Genomic DNA, 22,219 nt, shown 5'->3' with positions numbered 1-22,219 from the left:
AGCCCCTAACTCTGTGGGAACAAAGCTTGCTCGCGATCGCGGTCATCCAGACACACCGCCATCGCGAGCAAGCTTTGCTCCCACAGGGTCCGTCGTCGCCTTACAGGACGTAGCTATGTCCCTTTATCGTTTGTTCCTCCTAGCATGTTTGCTGCTACCAATGGCCGCCCACGCCGGCGACGCCGAAGACTTCGTCGCCGCCAACCCGACCCAGCAGGCCAAACTCCTGGAAAGCTGGGCCGCGCAGCCGGAGCCTGAGCGCGTCGAACTGATCAATGCCCTGCAACAGGGCCAGTTGACCGTCGACGGCCAACCCAAGACCCTGCGCCTGAACAACCGCTTGCGCGGGCTGATCGAAACCGCCCTCGCCAGTCATCAACTGCTCGCCGTCGATGCCCGTGTACGCCTGGGCGCGGCGCAGCAACTGCAAAAAAGCGCGCGCCCGGCGCAACTGGCGTTTCTCGATCGGCAACTGGCCGGCGAGCAGGACGAAGATGTGCATGCTGCTCTGAGTCTGGCCCTGGCGAACCTGCAACTGGTGGATGCCAACCCGAGTGTGCGCCTGGCCGCCGTCCGGCTGCTGGGGGAAACCGGCGATCCGCTGGCCCGCACGCGCCTGGAAGGTTTGCTCGAACCCGGCGTCGAAACCGATGCCGCTGTGCGCACCGCGGCTGAAACCAGCCTCAGCCAGGTCAAACGCAAACTCCTGGTGGGCGAATTGCTGGGCCAAGCCTTCAGCGGCATGTCCCTGGGCTCGATCCTGCTGCTCGCCGCCCTCGGCCTGGCCATCACCTTCGGCCTGCTGGGGGTGATCAACATGGCCCACGGCGAGATGCTGATGCTGGGTGCCTACTCCACTTATGTGGTGCAGATGCTGTTCCAGCGCTTCGCCCCGAACGCCATCGAGTTCTATCCGCTGATCGCCCTGCCGGTGGCATTTTTCATTACCGCCGCCATCGGCATGGCCCTGGAGCGCACGGTGATTCGCCACCTCTACGGGCGGCCGCTGGAAACCCTGCTCGCCACCTGGGGCATCAGCCTGATGCTGATCCAACTGGTGCGCCTGGTGTTCGGCGCGCAGAACGTCGAAGTTGCCAACCCGGCCTGGCTCTCTGGCGGAATTCAGGTATTGCCGAACCTGGTGCTGCCGTACAACCGCATCGTCATCATCGCCTTCGCACTGTTCGTGGTGGTGCTGACCTGGCTGCTGCTGAACAAGACACGCCTGGGCCTGAACGTGCGCGCGGTGACCCAGAACCGCAACATGGCCGCCTGCTGTGGCGTGCCCACCGGGCGGGTGGACATGCTCGCCTTCGGCCTCGGCTCGGGCATCGCCGGGCTCGGTGGCGTGGCCCTGAGCCAGATCGGCAACGTCGGTCCGGACCTGGGCCAGAGCTACATCATCGACTCGTTCCTGGTGGTGGTGCTCGGCGGCGTCGGCCAGTTGGCCGGTAGCGTGTTCGCTGCGTTCGGCCTCGGCATCGCCAACAAGATCCTCGAACCGCAGATCGGCGCCGTGCTCGGCAAGATCCTGATCCTCGCGCTGATCATTCTGTTCATCCAGAAGCGTCCGCAAGGCCTCTTCGCGCTCAAAGGACGGGTAATCGACTGATGAACCAGCCCCTGATGCTCACGGCCACGCAAAAGGCCGGTCCCAAAGTCACCCTCGTCGTCGGCATGCTGATCCTGGCCGTGCTGCTGAGCCTGCCGCTACTGTCGCTGCTGGCGGCTGACAATCCGCTGCACGTCTCGGCGTATACCCTGACCCTGGTGGGCAAGATTCTCTGCTACGCCATCGTCGCCCTGGCCCTGGACCTGGTCTGGGGCTACGCCGGCTTGCTCTCCCTGGGCCACGGCCTGTTCTTCGCCCTGGGCGGCTACGCCATGGGCATGTACCTGATGCGCCAGGCCGCCGGCGATGGCTTGCCGGCGTTCATGACCTTCTTGTCGTGGACCGAGTTGCCCTGGTACTGGGCCGGCACCGACAGTTTCCTCTGGGCGATGTGCCTGGTGGTGCTGGCGCCGGGTTTGCTGGCGCTGGTGTTCGGCTTTTTTGCCTTCCGTTCGCGGATCAAGGGCGTGTATTTCTCGATCATGACCCAGGCCCTGACCTTCGCCGGGATGCTGCTGTTTTTCCGCAACGAAACCGGGTTTGGCGGCAACAACGGCTTCACCAATTTCCGCTCGATCCTGGGCTTTGGCATCACCGAGCCGGGCACCCGGGCGGTGCTGTTTTTCGCCACGGTGTTGTTGCTGGTGGCAAGCCTGTTCATCGGCTGGCGCCTGGCCCGCAGCAAGTTTGGCCGGGTGCTGACCGCCCTGCGTGACGCGGAAAACCGCCTGATGTTCTGCGGCTACGATCCCCGTGGTTTCAAGCTGTTCGTCTGGGTGTTGAGCGCGGTGTTGTGCGGCCTGGCCGGGGCGTTGTACGTGCCGCAGGTGGGCATCATCAACCCCAGCGAAATGTCGCCGACCAACTCCATTGAGGCCGCCGTGTGGGTCGCCCTCGGCGGGCGTGGCACGCTGATCGGGCCGCTGCTGGGCGCCGGGGTGGTCAACGGCATGAAGAGCTGGTTCACCGTGGCGTTTCCTGAGTACTGGCTGTTTTTCCTCGGTGCGCTGTTCATCGTCGTGACCCTGTATCTGCCCAAGGGCGTGATCGGTCTGCTGAAGAAAAGAGGTGAACAATGAGAATCACAGCGAGTGCCGAATTCATGCTCGAACCCGCCTTCTTTCCACCGCAACCCAGCCAGGACGCCGGCAGCAGCCGCGACGCCATCGGCCTCGGCCAAGCAGCCGGCCAGGGCCTGAACACCCGCCACGGCACCATCCTGACCCTGGAAGACATCAGCGTCAGTTTCGACGGCTTCAAGGCCTTGAACGATTTGAACCTGTACATCGGCGTCGGCGAATTGCGCTGCATCATCGGCCCCAACGGCGCCGGCAAGACCACGCTGATGGACGTGATCACCGGCAAGACCCGCCCCAGCCATGGCAAGGCCTGGTTCGGCGAAACCCTGGACCTGACCAGCATGAGCGAAGTGGCGATCGCCCAGGCCGGCATCGGTCGCAAGTTCCAGAAGCCCACGGTGTTCGAAGCGTTGAGCGTGTTCGAGAACCTGGAGCTGGCGCTCAAGACCGACAAATCGGTGTGGGCCAGCCTGCGGGCGAAACTGAGCGGCGAGCAGCACGATCGCATCGGCGAAGTACTCGAGACCATTCGTCTCACGACCTCGGTCAACCGCGCTGCCGGGCTGCTGTCCCACGGGCAGAAGCAGTTCCTGGAGATCGGCATGCTGCTGGTACAAGACCCGCAATTGCTGCTGCTCGACGAGCCGGTGGCGGGCATGACCGACGCCGAGACCGAGTTCACCGCCGAGCTGTTCAAGTCCTTGGCGGGCAAGCATTCGCTGATGGTGGTGGAACACGACATGGGCTTCGTCGGCGCGATTGCCGACCACGTCACCGTGTTGCACCAGGGCAGCGTGCTGGCCGAAGGGTCGCTGGAACAGGTGCAGGAAAATGAGCGGGTGATCGAGGTGTATCTCGGTCGGTAGACCTGCAAACACTGTTCCCTGTGGGAGCAAGCTTTGCTCCCACAGAGGACTTGAGGGGAATTCAAGACATGCTGCAAGTCGACAAACTGCACCAGTACTACGGCGGTAGCCACATCCTGCGCGGCCTGTCGTTCGACGCCAAGGTCGGCGAGGTGACTTGCCTGTTGGGGCGTAACGGCGTGGGCAAGACCACCCTGCTCAAATGCCTGATGGGCCTGTTGCCGGCCAAGGAAGGCGCGGTGAATTGGGAAGGCAAAGCCATCACCACGTTCAAGCCACACCAACGAGTGCATGCCGGCATCGCCTACGTGCCCCAGGGCCGGGAGATTTTCGGGCGGCTGACGGTGGAAGAAAACCTGCTGATGGGCCTGTCGCGCTTTCCCGGCTCCGAAGCCAAGGAAGTGCCGGCATTCATCTACGAATTGTTCCCGGTGCTGCTGCAGATGAAACAACGCCGTGGCGGTGATTTGTCCGGCGGCCAGCAACAGCAGCTCGCCATTGGCCGGGCCCTGGCCAGCCGTCCACGCCTGCTGATTCTCGACGAGCCCACCGAAGGCATCCAGCCCTCGGTGATCAAGGAGATCGGAGCGGTGATCAAGAAACTGGCGGCCCGGGGCGACATGGCGATTTTGCTGGTGGAGCAGTTCTACGACTTCGCCGCCGAGCTGGCAGATCAGTACCTGGTGATGTCCCGGGGCGAGATCGTGCAGCAGGGGCGCGGAGAAAATATGGAAGCCGAGGGTGTGCGCGGGCTGGTTACGATCTAGTCTGTAGCGTCCTGAAGATAATCAGAAATCATGAATCTACCTGTCTGTTCATTGGCGCCTTCGGCCATCTTCACCCCCAGCTGGCATGCCGAGCTGGAACTGGGTTACGCCCGATTCGGCGATTGCACGCGTCCGGTACAGCGCCGTCATAAAGGCCCGCTGCGGGTGCAGAAGCACTTGTATGCCGAAGGCCCTGAGGTGTGCCAGCACATCATTGTCCACCCGCCCGGCGGGATTGCCGGCGGTGACCGACTGGACATCTCGGCCCACGTCGGCCCGGGCGCCTGGGCGCAGTTGACCAGCCCCGGCGCGGCCAAGTGGTATCGCGCCGCGGGTCCTGCGTATCAGCAATTGACCCTGAGCGTGGCTCCCGGCGCGACCCTGGAATGGCTGCCCCAGGAAACCATCGTCTTCAGCGCGGCCCAGGCCGAACTCAACACCTGCATCGACCTGCAGGGCGACGGGCGCCTGTTCTACTGGGACATGGTTGCCCTCGGCCGACCGGCCAGCGGCGAGCGGTTCGACCTGGGGCATTTCCAGTCACGGTTGGACATTCGCCGCGACGGCCAGTTGCTGTGGCACGAGCGCCAGCGCATTGTGGGCGGTGATGGGTTGCTCGACTCCCCCATCGGGCTGGGCGGCGATCCAGTGTTTGCCACGTTATTGGTGACCGGCGAGATCGACAGCGAGCTGTTGGAGCAGTGCCGATCCCTGGGCCATGACGTACGTGGCGACCTGACCCAATTGCCCGGCCTGGTCGTGGCCCGCTGCCTGGCGAGCGAGGCGTTGCTGGCGCGCGGGTGGTTGATTGAGTTGTGGCGCTTGCTCAGGCCAGCATTGCTTGGAAGAGAGGCCGTGCCACCCCGGATCTGGAGCACATGAATCTGTTTTTCTGTGGGAGCAATGGAGAGGAAGCAATGAAACTCTGTGGGAGCAAAGCTTGCTCGCGATGAACGATAACGCGGTCCTTCTGATCGACCGAGGCGCTGCTATCGCGAGCAAGCTTTGCTCCCACAGAGTTTGCTCCCACAGGCTCGCTCCCACAGTGGAATGGGTTTACCGCGAAAACTTTTTATCTGCCTTTATGGATTGCACATGGACCTGACCCCACGCGAAAAAGACAAGCTGTTGATCTTCACCGCCGGCCTCGTCGCCGAACGACGGTTGGCCCGTGGCCTGAAGCTCAACTACCCGGAGGCCATGGCCTATATTTCCGCGGCCCTGCTCGAAGGCGCCCGTGACGGCCAGACCGTCGCCGAGCTGATGCACTACGGCACCACGCTGCTGAGTCGCGAACAGGTGATGGAAGGCATCCCGGAAATGATCCCCGAGATCCAGGTCGAGGCGACGTTTCCCGACGGCACCAAACTGGTCACCGTCCACCAGCCCATCGCCTGAGGCCACGCAATGACTCACCACGTTCGTGACGCCCAACACCCGGACCTGCCAGCGATCCGCGATATCTACAACGACGCGGTACTGAACACCACCGCGATCTGGAACGAACAGTCAGTGGACCTGGGCAATCGCCAGGCGTGGTTCAGTACACGACAATCCCAAGGCTATCCGGTGCTGGTGGTGGTCGACGCCGAGGAGAACGTGCTCGGCTACGCTTCATTCGGCGACTGGCGGCCTTTCGACGGTTTCCGGCACACCGTGGAGCATTCGGTCTACGTACGTAGCGACCAGCGCGGCAATGGCCTCGGCCCGTTGTTGATGAGCGCACTGATCGAGCGCGCCAGGGCCTGCGGCAAACACGTGATGGTCGCCGCCATCGAGAGCGGCAACGTTGCCTCGATTCGCCTGCACGAGCGCGCCGGTTTCGTCACCACCGGGCAGATGCCCCAGGTGGGTACCAAGTTCGGCCGCTGGCTGGATCTGACTTTCATGCAGTTGGTCCTCAATCCCGGGGCGCAACCGCCCGTCTTCGACAAGGAGTGATGCCTATGAACCCCGCCCAGTTACGTCGAGTCCACGCTGAAAGCTTTGCGCATTATCGCCAGGGCCTGATCGATCTGTTGCTCGACGCCGTCGGGTACGGCGCCAGCGTGGGGTTCATGGCCGATCTCGATGCCGTCCAGGCCCGCGCCTATTTCGACGAGGTCCAGGCCAGCCTCAACCAGGGCCACCTGCTGCTGTGGGTGGTGGTCAAGGATGAACAGGTGCAGGCCAGCGTCCAGCTTGCCCTGTGCCAGAAGCCCAACGGACTCAATCGCGCCGAAGTGCAGAAGCTGCTGGTCCGCGGCGAGGCCCGCCGTCGTGGCCTGGGCCAGCAATTGATGAGTGCCCTGGAACTCGGCGCCCGTCAGCACAAGCGCGGCCTGCTGTACCTCGACACCGAGGCCGGCTCCGAGGCCGAGGCGTTCTACCGGGCCATGGGCTACACCCGCGTCGGCGAACTGCCCGACTACTGCCAGAGCCCGGACGGGACCTACACACCGACCGCCATTTACTACAAGACTTTGGGGCAACCGCAATGATTCCAGGGCAATACCAGGTCCAGCCTGGCGACATCGAACTCAACGTCGGCCGCCGCACGCTCACGCTGAACGTCGCCAACAGCGGCGACCGGCCGATCCAGGTCGGTTCGCACTATCACTTTTTCGAAACCAACGACGCCCTGACCTTCGACCGCGCCGCCAGCCGTGGCATGCGCCTGAACATCCCGGCCGGCACCGCGGTGCGCTTCGAACCGGGCCAGAGCCGCGAGGTGGAACTGGTGGACCTGGCCGGGCATCGCCGGGTGTTCGGGTTTGCCGGGCGGGTCATGGGCAACCTTTAGGTCACGGCATTTGCGTTGGCCCCTTCGCGAGCAGGCTCGCTCCCACAGGGGAATGCGGTCAACTGTGGGAGCGAGCCTGCTCGCGAAAAGTGAGCGCAGCGAACGGCCTTACTATCAATTGAGTTTCAAGGCGAGCACATGAAGATTTCGAGACAAGCCTACGCCGACATGTTCGGCCCCACCGTCGGTGACAAGGTCCGCCTGGCCGACACCGAGTTGTGGATCGAAGTGGAAAAAGACTTCACCACCTACGGCGAAGAAGTGAAATTCGGCGGCGGCAAGGTGATTCGCGACGGCATGGGCCAAAGCCAGCTGCTGGCCGCCGAGGTCGTCGACACCTTGATCACCAACGCGCTGATCATCGACCACTGGGGCATAGTCAAGGCCGATGTCGGCCTCAAGGACGGACGCATCGCGGCCATCGGCAAGGCCGGCAACCCGGACATCCAGCCCGACGTGACCATCGCCATCGGCGCCAGCACCGAAGTGATCGCCGGCGAAGGCATGATCCTCACTGCCGGCGGCATCGACACCCACATCCATTTCATCTGCCCCCAGCAGATCGAAGAAGCGCTGATGAGCGGCGTCACCACCATGATCGGCGGCGGCACCGGTCCCGCCACCGGGACCAACGCCACCACCTGCACCTCCGGCCCATGGCACCTGGCGCGCATGCTCCAGGCCGCCGACGCCTTCCCGATGAACATCGGCTTCACCGGCAAGGGCAACGCCAGCCTGCCGGAGCCGTTGATCGAGCAGGTCAAGGCCGGCGCCATCGGCCTGAAGCTGCACGAAGACTGGGGCACCACACCAGCAGCCATCGACAACTGCTTGAGCGTGGCCGACCAGTACGACGTGCAGGTGGCGATCCACACCGACACCCTCAACGAATCGGGCTTCGTCGAAACCACCCTCGCCGCCTTCAAGGGCCGCACCATCCACACCTACCACACCGAAGGCGCCGGTGGTGGTCACGCGCCGGACATCATCAAGGCCTGTGGCTTCGCCAACGTGCTGCCCAGTTCCACCAACCCGACCCGGCCGTTCACCCGCAACACCATCGACGAACACCTGGACATGCTGATGGTCTGCCATCACCTGGACCCGAGCATTGCCGAAGACGTGGCCTTCGCCGAAAGCCGCATCCGCCGCGAGACCATCGCCGCCGAAGACATTCTCCACGACCTCGGCGCGTTCTCGATGATCAGCTCCGACAGCCAGGCCATGGGCCGCGTCGGCGAAGTCATCACGCGCACCTGGCAGACCGCCGACAAGATGAAGAAGCAACGCGGCGCCCTGCCCGGCGACGGCGAAGGCAACGACAACTTCCGCATCAAGCGCTACATCGCCAAGTACACCATCAACCCGGCGATCACCCACGGCATCAGCCATGAAGTGGGTTCCATCGAAGTGGGCAAGTGGGCCGACCTGGTGCTGTGGCGCCCGGCGTTCTTCGGCGTCAAGCCGACGTTGATCCTCAAGGGCGGGGCGATTGCCGCCAGCCTGATGGGTGACGCCAACGCCTCGATCCCGACGCCACAACCGGTGCACTACCGGCCGATGTTCGCAAGCTACGGCGGCTCACGGCATGCCACCAGCCTGACCTTCATCAGCCAGGCCGCCGCCGAGGCCGGGTTGCCGGAACAGCTTGGGCTGAAGAAGAAAATCGCCGTGGTCAAAGGCTGCCGCGACGTGCAGAAGACCGACCTGATCCACAACGACTACCTGCCGAGCATAGACGTTGACCCACAGACCTACCAGGTCAAGGCCGACGGCGTGTTGCTGTGGTGCGAACCGGCTGAAGTGCTGCCGATGGCGCAGCGCTATTTCCTGTTTTGATCCTGTGGGAGCGAGCTTGCTCGCGATGGCGGCGGCACATTCAACACGTATGCAAGCTGAACCACCGCTATCGCGAGCAAGCTCGCTCCCACATTTTTTCGGGGTCGTCTTACAGGTCCGTGCTTTCCACCAGGGCGTCCAGCTCCTCTTCGGTCAATAACTGGATGAGTTCCGCTTCCTTGACCTTGTGTTGCAAGCCCAGTGTCTCGGATTGGCTGACATAGTCAGGCTCCTCCAGGGTTCCGGCCGCTTTCGCCTCATCCAGCGCAAGCTGATTGGCGATGAGGGCATCATTCATCGCCTGGAAAAGGCTCGCGCGTTTTTGCTTCACGTAATCGATCCAGAAGTCCCGGCCAACCAGCGACTGCAATTGCTTCGGTGAATCATCCAGCGCCAGGATCTCGGCCGCCGCCGCATTGAGCATCTCTGCCGTAACGCCGGCCATCTGGATAAAGCGCCCACCCTTGGGCTGTCCCGGCAGTTCCAGTCGACTCTTGAGACCGACACGGTAGGCCAGGCGCACCTCCACCTCTTCGATCTGCCTGATGAGCCGATTCTTTTGCGCGGCGGTGAGATCCTCACGAGCATTGATCGTGTCACGCCGCTGCTGGATATCCTGCAGGGCAATACGCTCCACCTCATCGAGGCGAAACAGCCCCTTGGCCAGCCGGATCAGCGCCACAGCCTCCTGTTCTCCCACCGTCAGGGCCTTGGCGTTGTGGATCATCAATTTGATTTCCAGGTAGCTGAAGGACAACGCGGCGCGATCCTCACACGCCGGCGCGCCAGCCAGGTCGAACAGCTCACGGCGCAAGTCGGTGGAGTCCCTGATCGCTTCAAGCATCTGCCAGACACGCGCCTGGAGGTCCGGATAATTTTCCACGTCCTGGTAAGAGCCGGCCAATCGGTTCAACAGCTGAAAAAACTCCCTGGACTGCGTTTCAGCCTCCAGGCTCCGCCACAGTGTATTTTTGTCCTGCTGTTGCTCCCTGGGCAGGTCTAGCAGCCATCGATCCACATCCGATAGCCTTCCCCCTGGGACATGTTCAAACGCGCCAGGCGAACGAAAGGTCACCCATTCGGGATGCGACGTTGCGAGGTTCGCCCAATAATCACGCAAGCGCTGCTGGGTCGCCTCGCTCAGTGGATTGTTCTGCACGAAGGTCACGCCATTGACCCGTGCCGTGGCGTGAGCACGCTCGGCCGGTGGATCCGTCAGTTCGGTCGGTACTTCGGTCAGCTCGTTGTTGCGCAAATCGAGTTCTTCCAGCGGCAGGTCGCGCAGGCCAGTCGGCCAAGTGCTGATATCGGTACCGTTCAGATTCAGCCCACGCAGGTCGGGCAACCGGCTGAAATCCGGTAATTGGCCCAGGGGGTTCCATTTCAGGTCGAGGATTTTCAGCTGGGTACGCCCTTCAAGGATCTGAATGCTGCGCGCGGACAGGGTGATTTCATTCATCGCCAAGTGCAGCCGGGTCAACCCCTCCATCAACTCCACCGAAGGGGGAAGATCGTTCAGGCGGTTGAACGACATGTCCAGCCAACGGAGCGCGGAGAAGCTCTTGAGGAACTTGTCGCATGAGGGTTCCGCCAAGCGCATGCTACGCAGCTTCAGCGAGACCACATGGCTGAAGTCGGCCGACAGACCTGGCAGCGTCCCTAACGCCACCCCGCTCAGATTAAGCTCATAGCCAACCCTGCTGCCATCCACCGCCGCAACGATCGGGACTTGGCGCCGCCAGCACCATTGAATTCGATTAGCCACACCCCGCTTGATCGCGGGTAGCAGTTGCTCGAGACGATCATTACCCGCATCAAGCCATACGGGGGTGGTGGCCCAGCGGTCCAGATCGCGGATCAGCGTATCCAGCTCGACTTTGCGCCGCTTGAGTTCGGGAACGGCTTGATCCCCCAGGGACCGCAACAGGGCCTGGACTTGCTCACTCGTATAGTCCGGGTACAAATCCAGCACCCGACGCTCGGGGGACCGCCCCAGGCCCAACAACCCCCGCACGCCACTCATGGGGTAACCAACCTTGCCCGAGGCCAGGCGCATCGGTGATTTGAAGGATGACTTGCGCGGTTGCATCTGCAGGTGCTTCGCCAGCGAAGCTCGGCTCAATGGTGTTGCACCGACAGCCTTCTGCAAGAGGGCGCCGTGATGAACCGAAGGGCGGCCCATGGCCCGCCGCTCCGCATCGGGGAGCGCATGCTGCACGGCATCGTAGAGGCTATCCCAGTGGCTCAGTTCATTGCCGTTGTCGTCGAAGGCCTTGTAGCGCTCACCGTCCTTGACCACGACCTTGGTCTGCATTGCGTCCTGGGCGCCGACGCTGTCGATCAAGGCGCCTGAAAACACCTCGTCGCGCAGCTCGATGCGCACCGCGTCGTTCCATCCGGGCAAGCTCTTCAAGGTCGCCAACACCAGTCGGGGGGTGTCGGCCGCAACCAACGCCTCGCGATAGAGCCCTTCGTAGGCCCGGTTCAAACGCAGCGCTCGCTGGTAGTCCCGCAGCTCTTCGGCGATACGCAGTGGAATGGGTTTGGTCTGGGTCGTATCCGCGAAGTCCCAAGCGGCCATTTGCTGTTGCTCGGCCGGGTTGGCAAACGCCACCACCTGTTCGATGGCCGCCGCTGGAACCGAGGGAAACCGCGACTTGATCAGTGCTGCACGCGGCTCGCTCGACACGTCTTCCTTGGCGTAGTAATCGTTGAACACGTGCATTTTTTCCCGCACCACCACGGCGGCGAGTGTCTTGCGCAGCTGCTGGATCCGAGCGTCCATATTGGTTTTCGCAATTGCCGGGCTCGTGCCCGCCAACAGATCGCCCCCCGCAGCGTCCACCGTCTCGATCAGATTCTTCAACACCCAGGGTGTGCGGACTTTCCTCTCGGGGATGATGACGTCGCGAACCCGGTCCCCTTCTTCCGATGGGCGAACGTACTCCCAAAGCGTCCTGCCCCCGCCGTCGACCACTTTGAGCTTGAGCCCTTTTGGCCACGGACCGTAGCCCGTGAGTAGATGCAACTGGGTCATCGGATCGGCGTGTTCATACTGCAGCGGATCTTCGCTTTGCAGTTGCCCGATGAAATCGTCGACTTGCCGGCACAGGTCGAAGCGCTTGATCGTGTCGGCCAGCAAGGCCGGCATCGGTTCACCCTCGACATGCAGCCGCCGCAACACCTGCTCGCTGGTGCCACTGGCCGTACGGATCTGCTCCAGCTCTGCGTCGCTGAACCTCTTGACGCGATGGCCGAGCCGGCGCATCAGCGTAGCCCCTTCCCAGCTGCGCGGCCGTTCCAGTTCATGGCTCCAGGCACCGCTACCGTTGTCCGTCAGCCCAGGCTGATAGGCGTCCGGCCCGCGGGAAGGATGACGAATGCGATAGCGCTGGGTCGTCGGGTCCTGTTGCACCTGGTAATTCTGGTCGTCCAACGACACAACGTCTCGACCCTCGACCCGGTACAGCCCTAGAGTATCCGGGACCAAGGTCGCCGGCGGCTCCAGCGTACTCCGGTAAGGCACCATGTCGGGGCGCCAGAGGCGTGACTCGCCATTGGCCAATTGGACCGGTTCCAACTGCTCCACCGTGCTCGACCACTGAATGTGCGGCAGCACCGCCGCACCGGTGGCGACGAATGCCGTGTTGAGGGCCACGCTGGAGAAATGCGCCCACATTTCCCTGGTCTCGCCGCGCTCGAACGCTTCGATGCCCTCGAACGCTTCGTTGAACATCTGCACAGCGCCCACCGTCAGCATCAGCGGCCCAAGCCCTGGCACCACGAACGCTGCCAGGTTGAAGACATCGATCACGGCATCCAGGTAACTGTCCAGCCGCGCCAGACGGGCTTTTTTGTCTTCATCGCCGGTGGGCACCGCCACCGCCCGGGCATCGGCCTGGATCTTCTGGATCTGCCTGCGACGCAGCGATTCCCACAAGGGGTCGGGCAGGGAGGACGTCTCCATGGGCAGTGCCGGCAATTTCGACTTGAGCGGGTAATCGGCCTGATCATCCGCTGGCGCGCCAGGCTGATAGAGGCGGTTGAAACGCTGGAAAAATCCGCCCAATTGACGCAACGGTACAAAGCGACTGAAGAAGCGCCGGTAGGCGACGCGATGCAAACGCCGGCGCAGATCGACCATGAATTCGCCGCTGGACGCATATTCCTTGAGGGGTTGCTCAGGATCGCCCGGCAGGTAGGCCACCACCCGTTCCACCCGCCGACTGCTCTCCCGGTCGGGCCCGATCAGTACCGGGCCAACCAAGCCGATGCCGAAAATGCTCAATGAGGTGAACGTCACCGCCCGCCCATCGAGCATGACCTCGCGCTGATCGCTGACCACCTGCTGCAACATTCGGTAAGCGGCCAGGCTGATGTCGCCCTTGGCCCAGGCGACCTCGACACAAAGCGCCAATCCCTCTTGGTGATGCGCGCGCAGTTGGCGATCCAACTGGTGGTCGATCGGCCGTACGATGGCGTTGATGTGTTCCTGATAGCGGCGCCCCAGGTCCAGCTTGCGGCACAGCCTGGCAAAAGCCTCGGGCGTGATCGGCAACGCCCCGGCGCGAAAGGCGTTGATGGCCGGAACAACCTCGCCCGTATAAAACGGCCGCACCGTAGTAATGAGGCTGCAGTCGTCACAGCCAGGCTTGCGCTCTTCGTCGGCGTCGAAATTGGCCAGCGCGGCCTCCAGCAACGAAGTGCCGTGGTATTCGTAGCGATCGAAATGGCTGCCCTCGCTGTCGAGCACCAACGCGCCAAAAAAATCACCGCGCGCCTGGCGCCCGTACTTGCGGACGAAATAAACCTGATTGACGTTCTGCGTGCGCTTGAACTCATCCTGGATCGCCTGGTTGAGCAACGGCTCGGCAAAGGCGCGAATGTCCTGGACATTGCCCAGCACATTGTCGATCTGGTTCAGGGTTTCGCGGTAGCGGGCGTGACTGTGCTTGAGGCGGGCCCTGGTTTCGTGGGAGGCCTTCACGTACCAATCTGGAAGGTCCAGCACATGGTCGCTCAGTTCCTGCTGGCGTTGCACGATAGCGCCGCTGTACCAGCCGGGAATTCGGGTCTTGAGCAGGTCCAAGTGCATGCCGCGGCTTTCCGGGCGCACAGGGCCAAGAATCGGTTCTGGCATATCGGGTCATCCTTGTTGTTGGAAAACCCGAGCCTACTCAGTGCCACAGCGCTGGATGCGGTAACTATTTATGGTTATCGCTATCTATCTATTTTCGACGGGATATGACCCGCCGCCGTTATCCCACCCAGCGTTTCAATTGCTGTCGCAGCCGGCGATTCTCGGTGCGCAACTGTTGGACCTCTTCCAGCAAATCCAGGGCCAGGGCGACGCCTTCCCACTCCAGGTCCAGGTCGTGATGCAGCTTGGCGGCACGCTTGGCCAGGAGCAGTTCGTAATCGGTGAAACGCCAGTCTGTCGGCACCGTGCCTTCGGGCTCGAGGATCCCATGCTCGACGATTTCGATGACATGGATGTCCGCCAACGAAGCGGCCTCGCAGAACTCCCTCAGGTTCAGTTCAATGATCGGGTTGCTCATGGTCTGCTTCTCCCAATGCTTTAACTGTCGAGTCTAGCCCCGTCTACCCTTGTGAACACCCAATCTGTGGGAGCAAAGCTTGCTCGCGACAGAGGCGCCTCAACTCCTGGAGATCGAGTTGCATTCATCGCGGGCAAGCCTTGCTCCCACATGCGATGTATTCAGAAGTTCTCCCGCGGATCGAACGCGGCTTTCTTCGCCAGTTCCGCCCACAACGCCTTGACCGCCTCATCGCCAGTCTTTGGCATCACGGCCTTGAGCTGCACGAACAGGTAGCCGCGCTCGCCGGCCTTGTTGCGCAGGCCGTGGCCCTTGGCGCGCATGCGCTGGCCGTTCTGGCTGCCGGCCGGGACCTTGAGGTTGATCTTGCCGGTGAGGGTCGGCACCGCCACTTCCGTGCCCAGCGCCAGTTCCCACGGCGCCAGGGGCAAGGTGATGATCAGGTCCTGGCCTTCGACGTCGAACTTGGGGTGCGGCGCGAAACGAATGGTCAGGTACAAATCGCCATTGGCACCGCCACCGATACCCGGCGCCCCCTGGCCCTTGAGGCGGATGCGTTCGCCGTCGGTCACCCCCAGCGGAATCTTCACGTTCAGGCTTTTACTGGTGTTGCTCACATGCTGGCCGGCCGCGTTGTACTGCGGCACCTGGAAGCTGACCTTTTTCGACTCGCTCGACAGGGTCTCTTCCAGGAAGATCGGTAATTCCATTTCCACGTCTTGTCCTCGACGGCCGGCACTGCGACCTGACTGCCCACCACCGAAACCCGGCCCGCGATTGCCGAAGATCGAACTGAAGAAGTCCGAGAAGTCCCCGGTGTCCTGGCCGCCAAAACCACCACGGCTCTGCCAGCCCGGTGGTCCCTGGAACGGCTGGCCGTGCTGGCCGTAGCGGCGCAGTTCGTCGTATTCGGCGCGCTTGTCGGCGCTTTTCAGCGCTTCATAGGCTTCGGAGACGTCCTTGAATTTGGTCTCGGCGTCCTTTTCCTTGCTCACATCCGGGTGGTACTTGCGCGCCAGTTTGCGATAGGCGGCCTTGATCGTGGCGTCGTCGGCCGTCGGCTCGACACCCAGGATCTTGTAATAGTCTTTGAAGTCCATTGAAGGATCACCATCCGTTATCGATATAGCACCGCCATGCACAGCATGCTCGTGGTACAAGCCCCGGAGTTTGACCAATCTCAAGGTTTGTGACCGGGCGGCGCGTCAGAAGTTTATCGGCAGCCGGTGGCGGTTCTTGTACCGCCGTGTGCTACCAGGCCCATGCCAGCAAGTTTGGGGGTATAAGCCAGTCTTTCAAGGCCGGTGTTTGCGAATTAGCAGATAACCGGCCTTCGAATCCGCGCCACACTGACATACACTGCGCGGCCGTTTTTTCAACTGGAACCCGAAAGACATGAAAAACGCATCCCCGGCCCGTGCCTGCGGCATCGACTTTGGCACGTCCAACTCCACTGTCGGCTGGCTGCGCCCCGGCATGGAAACGTTGATCGCGCTGGAGGACGACAAGATCACCCTGCCTTCGGTGGTCTTTTTCAATCTCGAGGAACGTCGCCCGGTGTATGGCCGCCTGGCCCTGCACGAATACCTGGAAGGCTACGAAGGCCGGCTGATGCGCTCGCTCAAGAGCCTGCTGGGCTCCAAGCTGATCAAGCACGACACCAGCGTGTTGGGCACGGCCATGCCGTTCAAGGATCTGCTGGGGCTGTTCATCGGCCAGTTGAAGAAACGCGCCGAAGCCACCGCCGGTCGGGAATTCGAAGAAGTGGTGCTGGGGCGCCCGGTGTTTTTCGTCGACGACGATGAAATGGCCGACCAGGAAGCGGAAAACACTTTGGTCGACGTCGCCCGCGCCATCGGTTTCAAGGAGGTTTCGTTCCAGTACGAACCTATCGCGGCGGCATTCGACTATGAATCGACCATCGAGAAGGAAGAGCTGGTGCTGATCGTCGACATCGGCGGCGGTACTTCGGACTTCTCCCTGGTGCGCCTGTCCCCCGAGCGCCGCACCCACGACAATCGCCACGACGACATCCTCGCCACCGGTGGCGTGCACATCGGCGGGACCGATTTCGACAAGCAGCTCTCGCTGGCCGGCCTGATGCCGCTGTTCGGCTACGGCAGCCGCATGAAGAGTGGCGCCTACATGCCCACCAGTCACCACATGAACCTGGCGACCTGGCACACCATCAACGCGGTGTACTCGCAAAAATCCACCCTCGCCCTGGGCAGCATGCGCTACGACATCGAAGACACTGGCGGCATCGACCGGCTGTTCAAACTGATCGAACAGCGCGCCGGGCACTGGCTGGCGATGGAAGTGGAAGAAACCAAGATCGAGCTGACCCACGCCGACCAGCGCCATTTGCTCCTGGACCGGATCGAGCCGGGCCTGAGCGTGGACCTGAGCCGGGCACTGTTCGAATCGGCCATCGACGGCTTGCTGGAGCGGGTGCGCGGCAGCGTCACGCAGTTGCTCAACGATGCCAACGTGCGGGTCGATCAGGTGGACACGGTGTTCTTTACCGGCGGTTCCAGCGGCATCCCGGCGCTGCGCAACAGCGTCTCGGCGATGCTGCCCCAGGCGCAGCATGTGGAAGGCAATATCTTCGGCAGTATCGGCAGCGGGTTGGCGATCGAGGCGATGAAGCGGTACGGCACACAGGTCTGATCCAGTTCTGCGGCGCGTTCATCGCGAGCAGGCTCGCGATGACGTCAGAACAGGCGACGCCTACCGGATCAGACCATCCCCACCTGCTTCAACTCACTCTTGAGATACGCATAATAAATCGGCCCCGCCACCACCCCCGGCAGGCCGAATGCGGCTTCGAACACCAGCATCGCCATGAGCAATTCCCAGGACTTGGCGCTGATCTGCCCGCCGACGATGCGGGCGTTGAGGAAGTATTCGAGCTTGTGGATCACGATCAGGTAACCCAGCGCCGCCACCGCCACCCAGATCGACAGCGACAGGCCGACAATGGTGATCAGTGTGTTGGACATCAGGTTGCCGATGACCGGTAGCAGCCCCAGCAGGAAGGTCATCACGATCAGGGTCTTGGTCAGCGGTAGCTTGATGCCGAACAGCGGCAGCACCACCGCCAGGAAAATCCCGGTGAAAAAGGTGTTGAGCAGGGAAATCTTGATCTGGGCGAAGACGATGTTGCGAAACGCCTTGACCAGCAGGTTCAGGCGATCGAACAGCGCGGCGGCCAGGGGCTTGCGCTTGGTCAGGTCGGGGATGCGCTGCAGGGCAACGATAGCCCCCAGCACCATGCCGATCAGCAGCGTCACGAACATATGGGCCGCGTCCTTGCCCACCAGTTGCAGGTCGCTCAGGTGCTTGCTCACCCAATCACCGATCGCCACCCGGAACTCGGCAGCGCTGGCCGGCAGGTAAGCGTCGATGAACGGCGGCAATTGCCCACGGGCACGGTCGACCACGGTCATGAACTTGTCCAGGGACGCGCCCGGGTTTTCCGCTTCATGCAGCAGGAAACTGAAAGCGCCGGCGAAGATCAACGTCAGCACACTGACCACCAGCGTGCCCAGCAACGCTACCGCCAACCAGCGAGCGCGGCGGCCTTCGATCAGTCGCTGCAGCTGCGGGGTGAGCATGTTGACCAGTTCGAACACCAGCAGCCCGGCCAGCAGGCTCGGCAACAGGCGCAGCGGCAGCACCAGCAACAGCCCACCAAAAATGATCACCCAACTGATCACCAACAATACATGACGCTGAGAAAACGTTGGCATACAGCCTCAGGACAAAACGGCGTGAAAGGATCGGCAGTCTGCCAGCCTTCCACTAGCAGCACTAGGATTGTATCGGCCGACCTTGGTCGCAGTTCAGGGTTTTTTTTCGGTGGCTGTGCCGACCCTATCGTCGGCACAGGCTTCAGAAAATCCTCTGCTTATTTTTTCTTCAGGCACTCACTCATGAACGCCTTGCGAGCATCGCCCTTCAACGCCTGGGTGGTGGCCGTGGCATTGCAGGTTTTCATACGCTCCTGCGGGGTGCTCGGTGCGGCGGTAGCCTTGAGACAGGTGCTCATGAAGGCCTTGCGCTCGTCGCCCTTGAGCGCCTTGGCGGTGGCGTCGGCGTTGCAGGTGGTCATCTTGGTCTGCTGCGCCGTCGCGGCGAAGCCCTGGGAACACAGTAGCAAACCGATCATCAACAAAGGGACACGCAGCATCTTCATGATGTTTCTCCTGGCTGCCACACGAGGGTGTGGCGATGAGGTGCAGTGTAGACAAAGCCTGTTACACCTTCACCAGGTTGCTCCTCTGTGCCTGAGCTACCGCCATCGCGAGCAAGCTCGCTCCCACAGGGGAGTGTGTACACCATCAATGTGGGAGCGAGCTTGCTCGCGATGAACGATAACGCGGTCCAGCGGGTTACACCCCGGCAGCCTTCAACCGCTCGGCATGCTCGACAAACAACCGGATCGGCTCGGCCCCCTTGCCCACCAACCCCAGCGATTGGTTGACGATATCGAAGTGGTCCAGCGGATAGTCATCGCCGATGACGGTGCCCAGGTGCGAGCTGTACCGTCCGACCATGCCGTCGCATTGCCCCGCTTCCCTCACAAACGTACGCGCAAATAAACGGCAGCTGCGGTTGGTGCCGTCGAACAGGTTGCGCCCCTTGTCGGTCTTGCCCGGCTGCAAGGTGCCGGACCACGAGTAATAACGCACGCCATTGACCTCTTCCGGTCCATTCCCGCCCCAGGTTTGCGGCAAGCCCTGTGGATAACGTTGGTTGAACAGCGCTACCCCGGCGGTGGTCAGGGAGGCATGGGACGCATGAATGTCCACCGGCAGCTTGGGCCCGCGATAACCGGTTTCCAGCAGGCTCATCAGGGCGTTGATCAGGCGCAGCACGGCACTGAGCACGCGCCCCTTGGCACTGTCGGCGGGGTAATGGGCTTGCAGGTAATCCGCCAGCTCGGAGCCGTGGTTGGTGCCGGCCACCGACGTGACCGACGCCACCAGGTCCGGGCGTTTGGCGGCTGCATAGCGGGCGGTGAGGCTGCCCTGGCTGTGGCCGATCAGGTTGACTTTCTGCGCACCGGTTTGTCGCAGGACCTCCTCGATCCGCGCCAGCAATTGCTCGCCGCGCACCTCGGAAGAATGCAGCGGCGAAACCTTCACCGCCACGACCACGGCCCCGCCGCGACGCAACGCCGAGACGATCCCATACCAGTACGGATACAACACCAGGCGTATGAACCCGAGCATGCCCGGGACCAGTACCAGCGGATAACGAGTGGCGCAGCGTTGCGACATGGCGACATCCTTGTGATCAAGAGGGCTCAGCATCGGTACCGATGATGACCAGTCTATGACACCCAGATGAATCCGTGGCGAGGGAGCTTGCTCCCGTTAGGCTGTGCAGCAGCCCTTTTTCAAAAAGTCCGCGCCAGCGCCAGCAAACGCTCCTCGGCCTCGGCGCAGGACAACGCAAAGCTGCGCTCGGCCGACTCCTCGCCTTCGGCCGCCACCACCGTCACATCGGTGATGCCGATAAACCCCAGGACGGTGCGCAACAGCGTGTCGGCGTGGTTCATGCTTTCCAGCTGGCCGCCGGGGCCGAAACCGAAATCGCCGCGACTGGTCACGATCAGCGCCTTCTTGCCCAGCAACAGCGGCTCGTAGTGCGACACGCCGTTATCCAGGCTGTGGTTGAACGTCAGCCCGATGCGCACGATCTGGTCGATCCAGGCCTTCACGCCGCTGGGCACGCTGAAGTTGTGCATCGGCGCGGAGATCACCAATCGGTCATGGGCTTGCAACTCCTCGACCAAGGCATCGCTCAGGGCCAGGTCCGCTTGCATGATCAACGGTCGAGCCTGAGGCTCGGGGTAGAACGCCGCAGCGATGAACGCTTCGTTGACCGGCGCAATCACTGCCCGCCCGACTTCGCGGCGGGTCAATTGGGATTGCGGATGGTCAGCCTGCCACGCCGAAACGAAGGCCTCGGCCAAGCGCCGGGAATGAGAGCGCTCGCCACGGGGACTGCCATGTACCACAAGAATCTTACTCATCTGAATCTCCTTTTATGCGGCTACAATCAACACTGCTTGTGCCTTGCAGCTTGAAGCTCGTCGCCGCTGGCGGACAAATGAGCGTTAGTTCATCTGGATGAGTTAATTTCATCCATCGCATTTCAGGAGAATTAGAATGTTCGCCAACCTGCCGCTCAACGCCCTGCGTGCCTTCGAGGCAGCCGCGCGGCTGCTCAGTTTCAAGGCGGCTGCGGCGGAGCTGTCGGTGACGCCTACGGCGGTCTCCCATCAGATTCGATCCCTGGAGACCTGGCTGGGGCTGGTGCTGTTCGAGCGCCTGCCACGCCAGGTACGCCTCACCGACGGCGGGCAACGCTTGTTCCACAGCCTGCACGGGGCATTGCTGGAGGTGGCGCAAAGCGTCGACACCCTGCGCCCGCAACGCAGCAACAGCCACCTGACACTGTCCACCACCGCAGCGTTTGCCGCCCTGTGGCTGGTGCCTCGCCTGGGACGTTTTTATGCGCGTCACCCGAACATCAACGTGCGCCTGGACACCCACTGCGAAGTGATCGACCTGCACCAGGACGCCAGCGTCGACCTGGTGGTGCGCTACAGCCTGGACGCCTACCCGAACCTGTACGGCATGTGCCTGTTCGATGAAAGCTTCGGGGTCTATGGCTCGCCTGAACAGGTGGCCCTGGCGGCACGGCAGGTGCCGACGCTGATCAGCGTGCATTGGCACAACTCCAAGCTGTACGCCCACGGCTGGGATGCCTGGTGCGCCCAGGCCGGGGAGAACTGGCTCACCCGGCAGCCATGCATGCGCGAGTACGACGAGGAGCATTACGCCTTGCAAGCGGCGATTGCCGGGCAGGGCCTGGTGCTGGCGAGCAATATCCTGGCCTCTGAAAGCATCGCCAGCGGCTTGCTGGTGGGCTATCGCCCGGACGTCCAGGTCAATGGCGCCGGCTACAGCGCCCTGTGCGTCCCGGGCCGCGAACGCCATCCGCCGGTACGGGCGTTCTTCCAGTGGCTAGGGGAGGAAGCCCGGCTGTCCGGCTATGCGCTGAAAAACTCGGTAAAACTTTTTCAGGACCGTGTCACTCAGACTTAGAGTGATCGCGCCATCAGAGCGTGACGCTCCCACCGGATCAGCCTCCAGGAGAACGAGATGAGCGACATGCACTTATCCGATGTAACCACCCTGCGCGAACGTGCACGGCAGAACGTGCAGAACGGCGCAGTGACCGAAGGCTACGGCGCCGATCGGCAGGAAGTTGTCCGCCTGCTCAACGAAGCGCTGGCCACCGAACTGGTCTGCGTGCTGCGCTACAAGCGCCACTACTTCATGGCCACCGGCCTCAAGGCCAGCGTGGCGGCCAGTGAATTCCTCGAGCACGCGAACCAGGAAGCCGAACACGCCGACAAACTCGCCGAACGCATCGTGCAATTGGGCGGCGAGCCGGAGTTCAACCCCGACCTGTTGACCCGCAATTCCCACGCCCAGTACGTGGCGGGCAACACCCTCAAGGAAATGGTGTACGAGGACCTGGTGGCCGAACGGATCGCCATCGACAGCTATCGGGAAATCATCCAGTACATCGGCGAAAAAGACCCAACCACCCGGCGCATCTTCGAAGACATCCTGGCCCAGGAAGAAGAGCATGCCGATGACATGGCCGATATCCTGGCTGATCTCTAGTACCGCC

20 protein-coding genes are annotated in these 22,219 nt (G+C 62.4%); 13 read left to right on the top strand and 7 right to left on the bottom strand.

The genetic code is table 11. From position 1 onward, the window contains the following. Positions 1-115: 115 nt before the first annotated feature. The 10 genes from urtB (at position 116) to ureC (ending at position 8,945) form a co-directional block, all read left to right on the top strand. Positions 116-1,612, top strand: a complete 1,497-nt coding sequence (urtB, locus tag KI235_RS03215; RefSeq protein ID WP_028237495.1) for an urea ABC transporter permease subunit UrtB — start codon at positions 116-118, stop codon at positions 1,610-1,612. After that, entirely contained in the window at positions 1,612-2,691 is a 1,080-nt protein-coding gene (gene urtC / locus KI235_RS03210; protein WP_003197358.1) for an urea ABC transporter permease subunit UrtC, read from the top strand. The genes urtB and urtC overlap by 1 nt, the downstream gene beginning before the upstream one ends. Then, complete coding sequence (gene urtD / locus KI235_RS03205) at positions 2,688-3,557, top strand: urea ABC transporter ATP-binding protein UrtD (protein ID WP_003197356.1); 870 nt, start codon at positions 2,688-2,690, stop codon at positions 3,555-3,557. The genes urtC and urtD overlap by 4 nt, the downstream gene beginning before the upstream one ends. Before the next feature lie 68 nt (positions 3,558-3,625). Further along, entirely contained in the window at positions 3,626-4,324 is a 699-nt protein-coding gene (gene urtE, locus KI235_RS03200) for an urea ABC transporter ATP-binding subunit UrtE (protein WP_003197354.1), read from the top strand. A 30-nt stretch (positions 4,325-4,354) separates the two neighbouring features. Continuing rightward, positions 4,355-5,206, top strand: coding sequence for an urease accessory protein UreD (locus KI235_RS03195; RefSeq protein ID WP_003197352.1), 852 nt, complete (start codon positions 4,355-4,357; stop codon positions 5,204-5,206). Between the two features lie 213 nt (positions 5,207-5,419). Continuing rightward, complete coding sequence (gene ureA / locus KI235_RS03190) at positions 5,420-5,722, top strand: urease subunit gamma (RefSeq protein ID WP_003197350.1); 303 nt, start codon at positions 5,420-5,422, stop codon at positions 5,720-5,722. 9 nt (positions 5,723-5,731) lie between these two features. After that, positions 5,732-6,265 carry a GNAT family N-acetyltransferase gene (locus KI235_RS03185; protein ID WP_003197348.1) on the top strand — a complete coding sequence of 178 codons (534 nt, stop codon included), beginning with the start codon at positions 5,732-5,734 and terminating at the stop codon, positions 6,263-6,265. A gap of 5 nt (positions 6,266-6,270) precedes the next feature. Continuing rightward, positions 6,271-6,804 carry a GNAT family N-acetyltransferase gene (locus tag KI235_RS03180; protein ID WP_003197345.1) on the top strand — a complete coding sequence of 178 codons (534 nt, stop codon included), beginning with the start codon at positions 6,271-6,273 and terminating at the stop codon, positions 6,802-6,804. Beyond that, positions 6,801-7,106: an urease subunit beta gene (locus tag KI235_RS03175; protein ID WP_003197343.1), complete on the top strand. Its 306-nt coding sequence runs from the start codon at positions 6,801-6,803 to the stop codon at positions 7,104-7,106. Before KI235_RS03180 ends, KI235_RS03175 begins: the two co-directional genes overlap by 4 nt. A gap of 138 nt (positions 7,107-7,244) precedes the next feature. Next, entirely contained in the window at positions 7,245-8,945 is a 1,701-nt protein-coding gene (gene ureC, locus KI235_RS03170) for an urease subunit alpha (protein ID WP_003197341.1), read from the top strand. A 109-nt stretch (positions 8,946-9,054) separates the two neighbouring features. On the opposite strand, the gene KI235_RS03165 is transcribed toward ureC, so the two are convergent. The 3 genes from KI235_RS03165 to KI235_RS03155 all read right to left on the bottom strand — a co-directional run bounded on the left by KI235_RS03165 (position 9,055) and on the right by KI235_RS03155 (position 15,603). After that, positions 9,055-14,085 (bottom strand): DUF6543 domain-containing protein, encoded by a 5,031-nt coding sequence (locus tag KI235_RS03165; protein WP_212795484.1) that lies wholly within the window; start codon positions 14,083-14,085, stop codon positions 9,055-9,057. A gap of 118 nt (positions 14,086-14,203) precedes the next feature. Continuing rightward, on the bottom strand, positions 14,204-14,503 hold the full coding sequence (locus KI235_RS03160; RefSeq protein ID WP_003197337.1) for a chaperone modulator CbpM: 300 nt from the start codon (positions 14,501-14,503) through the stop codon (positions 14,204-14,206). Positions 14,504-14,664: 161 nt separating this feature from the next. Next, positions 14,665-15,603, bottom strand: coding sequence for a DnaJ C-terminal domain-containing protein (locus KI235_RS03155; protein WP_003197335.1), 939 nt, complete (start codon positions 15,601-15,603; stop codon positions 14,665-14,667). 295 nt (positions 15,604-15,898) lie between these two features. Between KI235_RS03155 and KI235_RS03150 the strand changes: the two genes are divergently transcribed. Continuing rightward, complete coding sequence (locus KI235_RS03150; protein ID WP_003197332.1) at positions 15,899-17,173, top strand: Hsp70 family protein; 1,275 nt, start codon at positions 15,899-15,901, stop codon at positions 17,171-17,173. 68 nt (positions 17,174-17,241) lie between these two features. On the opposite strand, the gene KI235_RS03145 is transcribed toward KI235_RS03150, so the two are convergent. From KI235_RS03145 to KI235_RS03130, 4 genes are all read right to left on the bottom strand, one after another. Next, a complete protein-coding gene (locus tag KI235_RS03145) occupies positions 17,242-18,255 on the bottom strand; it encodes an AI-2E family transporter (protein ID WP_003197331.1) in 1,014 nt (337 codons plus the stop codon). 158 nt (positions 18,256-18,413) lie between these two features. Then, entirely contained in the window at positions 18,414-18,701 is a 288-nt protein-coding gene (locus KI235_RS03140; protein ID WP_003197329.1) for a PsiF family protein, read from the bottom strand. Positions 18,702-18,897: 196 nt separating this feature from the next. After that, positions 18,898-19,788 carry a triacylglycerol lipase gene (locus KI235_RS03135; protein ID WP_003197326.1) on the bottom strand — a complete coding sequence of 297 codons (891 nt, stop codon included), beginning with the start codon at positions 19,786-19,788 and terminating at the stop codon, positions 18,898-18,900. 119 nt (positions 19,789-19,907) lie between these two features. After that, positions 19,908-20,546, bottom strand: coding sequence for an NAD(P)H-dependent oxidoreductase (locus tag KI235_RS03130; protein WP_013692143.1), 639 nt, complete (start codon positions 20,544-20,546; stop codon positions 19,908-19,910). Between the two features lie 136 nt (positions 20,547-20,682). Between KI235_RS03130 and KI235_RS03125 the strand changes: the two genes are divergently transcribed. Next, positions 20,683-21,624 (top strand): LysR substrate-binding domain-containing protein, encoded by a 942-nt coding sequence (locus tag KI235_RS03125; RefSeq protein WP_013692142.1) that lies wholly within the window; start codon positions 20,683-20,685, stop codon positions 21,622-21,624. A 57-nt stretch (positions 21,625-21,681) separates the two neighbouring features. Next, positions 21,682-22,212 (top strand): ferritin-like domain-containing protein, encoded by a 531-nt coding sequence (locus KI235_RS03120; protein ID WP_003197320.1) that lies wholly within the window; start codon positions 21,682-21,684, stop codon positions 22,210-22,212. The last annotated feature ends 7 nt before the right edge of the window (positions 22,213-22,219 follow it).

Origin of the sequence: Pseudomonas sp. St386, assembly GCF_018325865.1 — a bacterium.
GTDB classification, from domain to species: domain Bacteria; phylum Pseudomonadota; class Gammaproteobacteria; order Pseudomonadales; family Pseudomonadaceae; genus Aquipseudomonas; species Aquipseudomonas brassicacearum.
The sequence above is the reverse complement of the archived record's forward strand: the minus strand, read 5'-3'. Positions and strand labels throughout refer to the sequence as shown.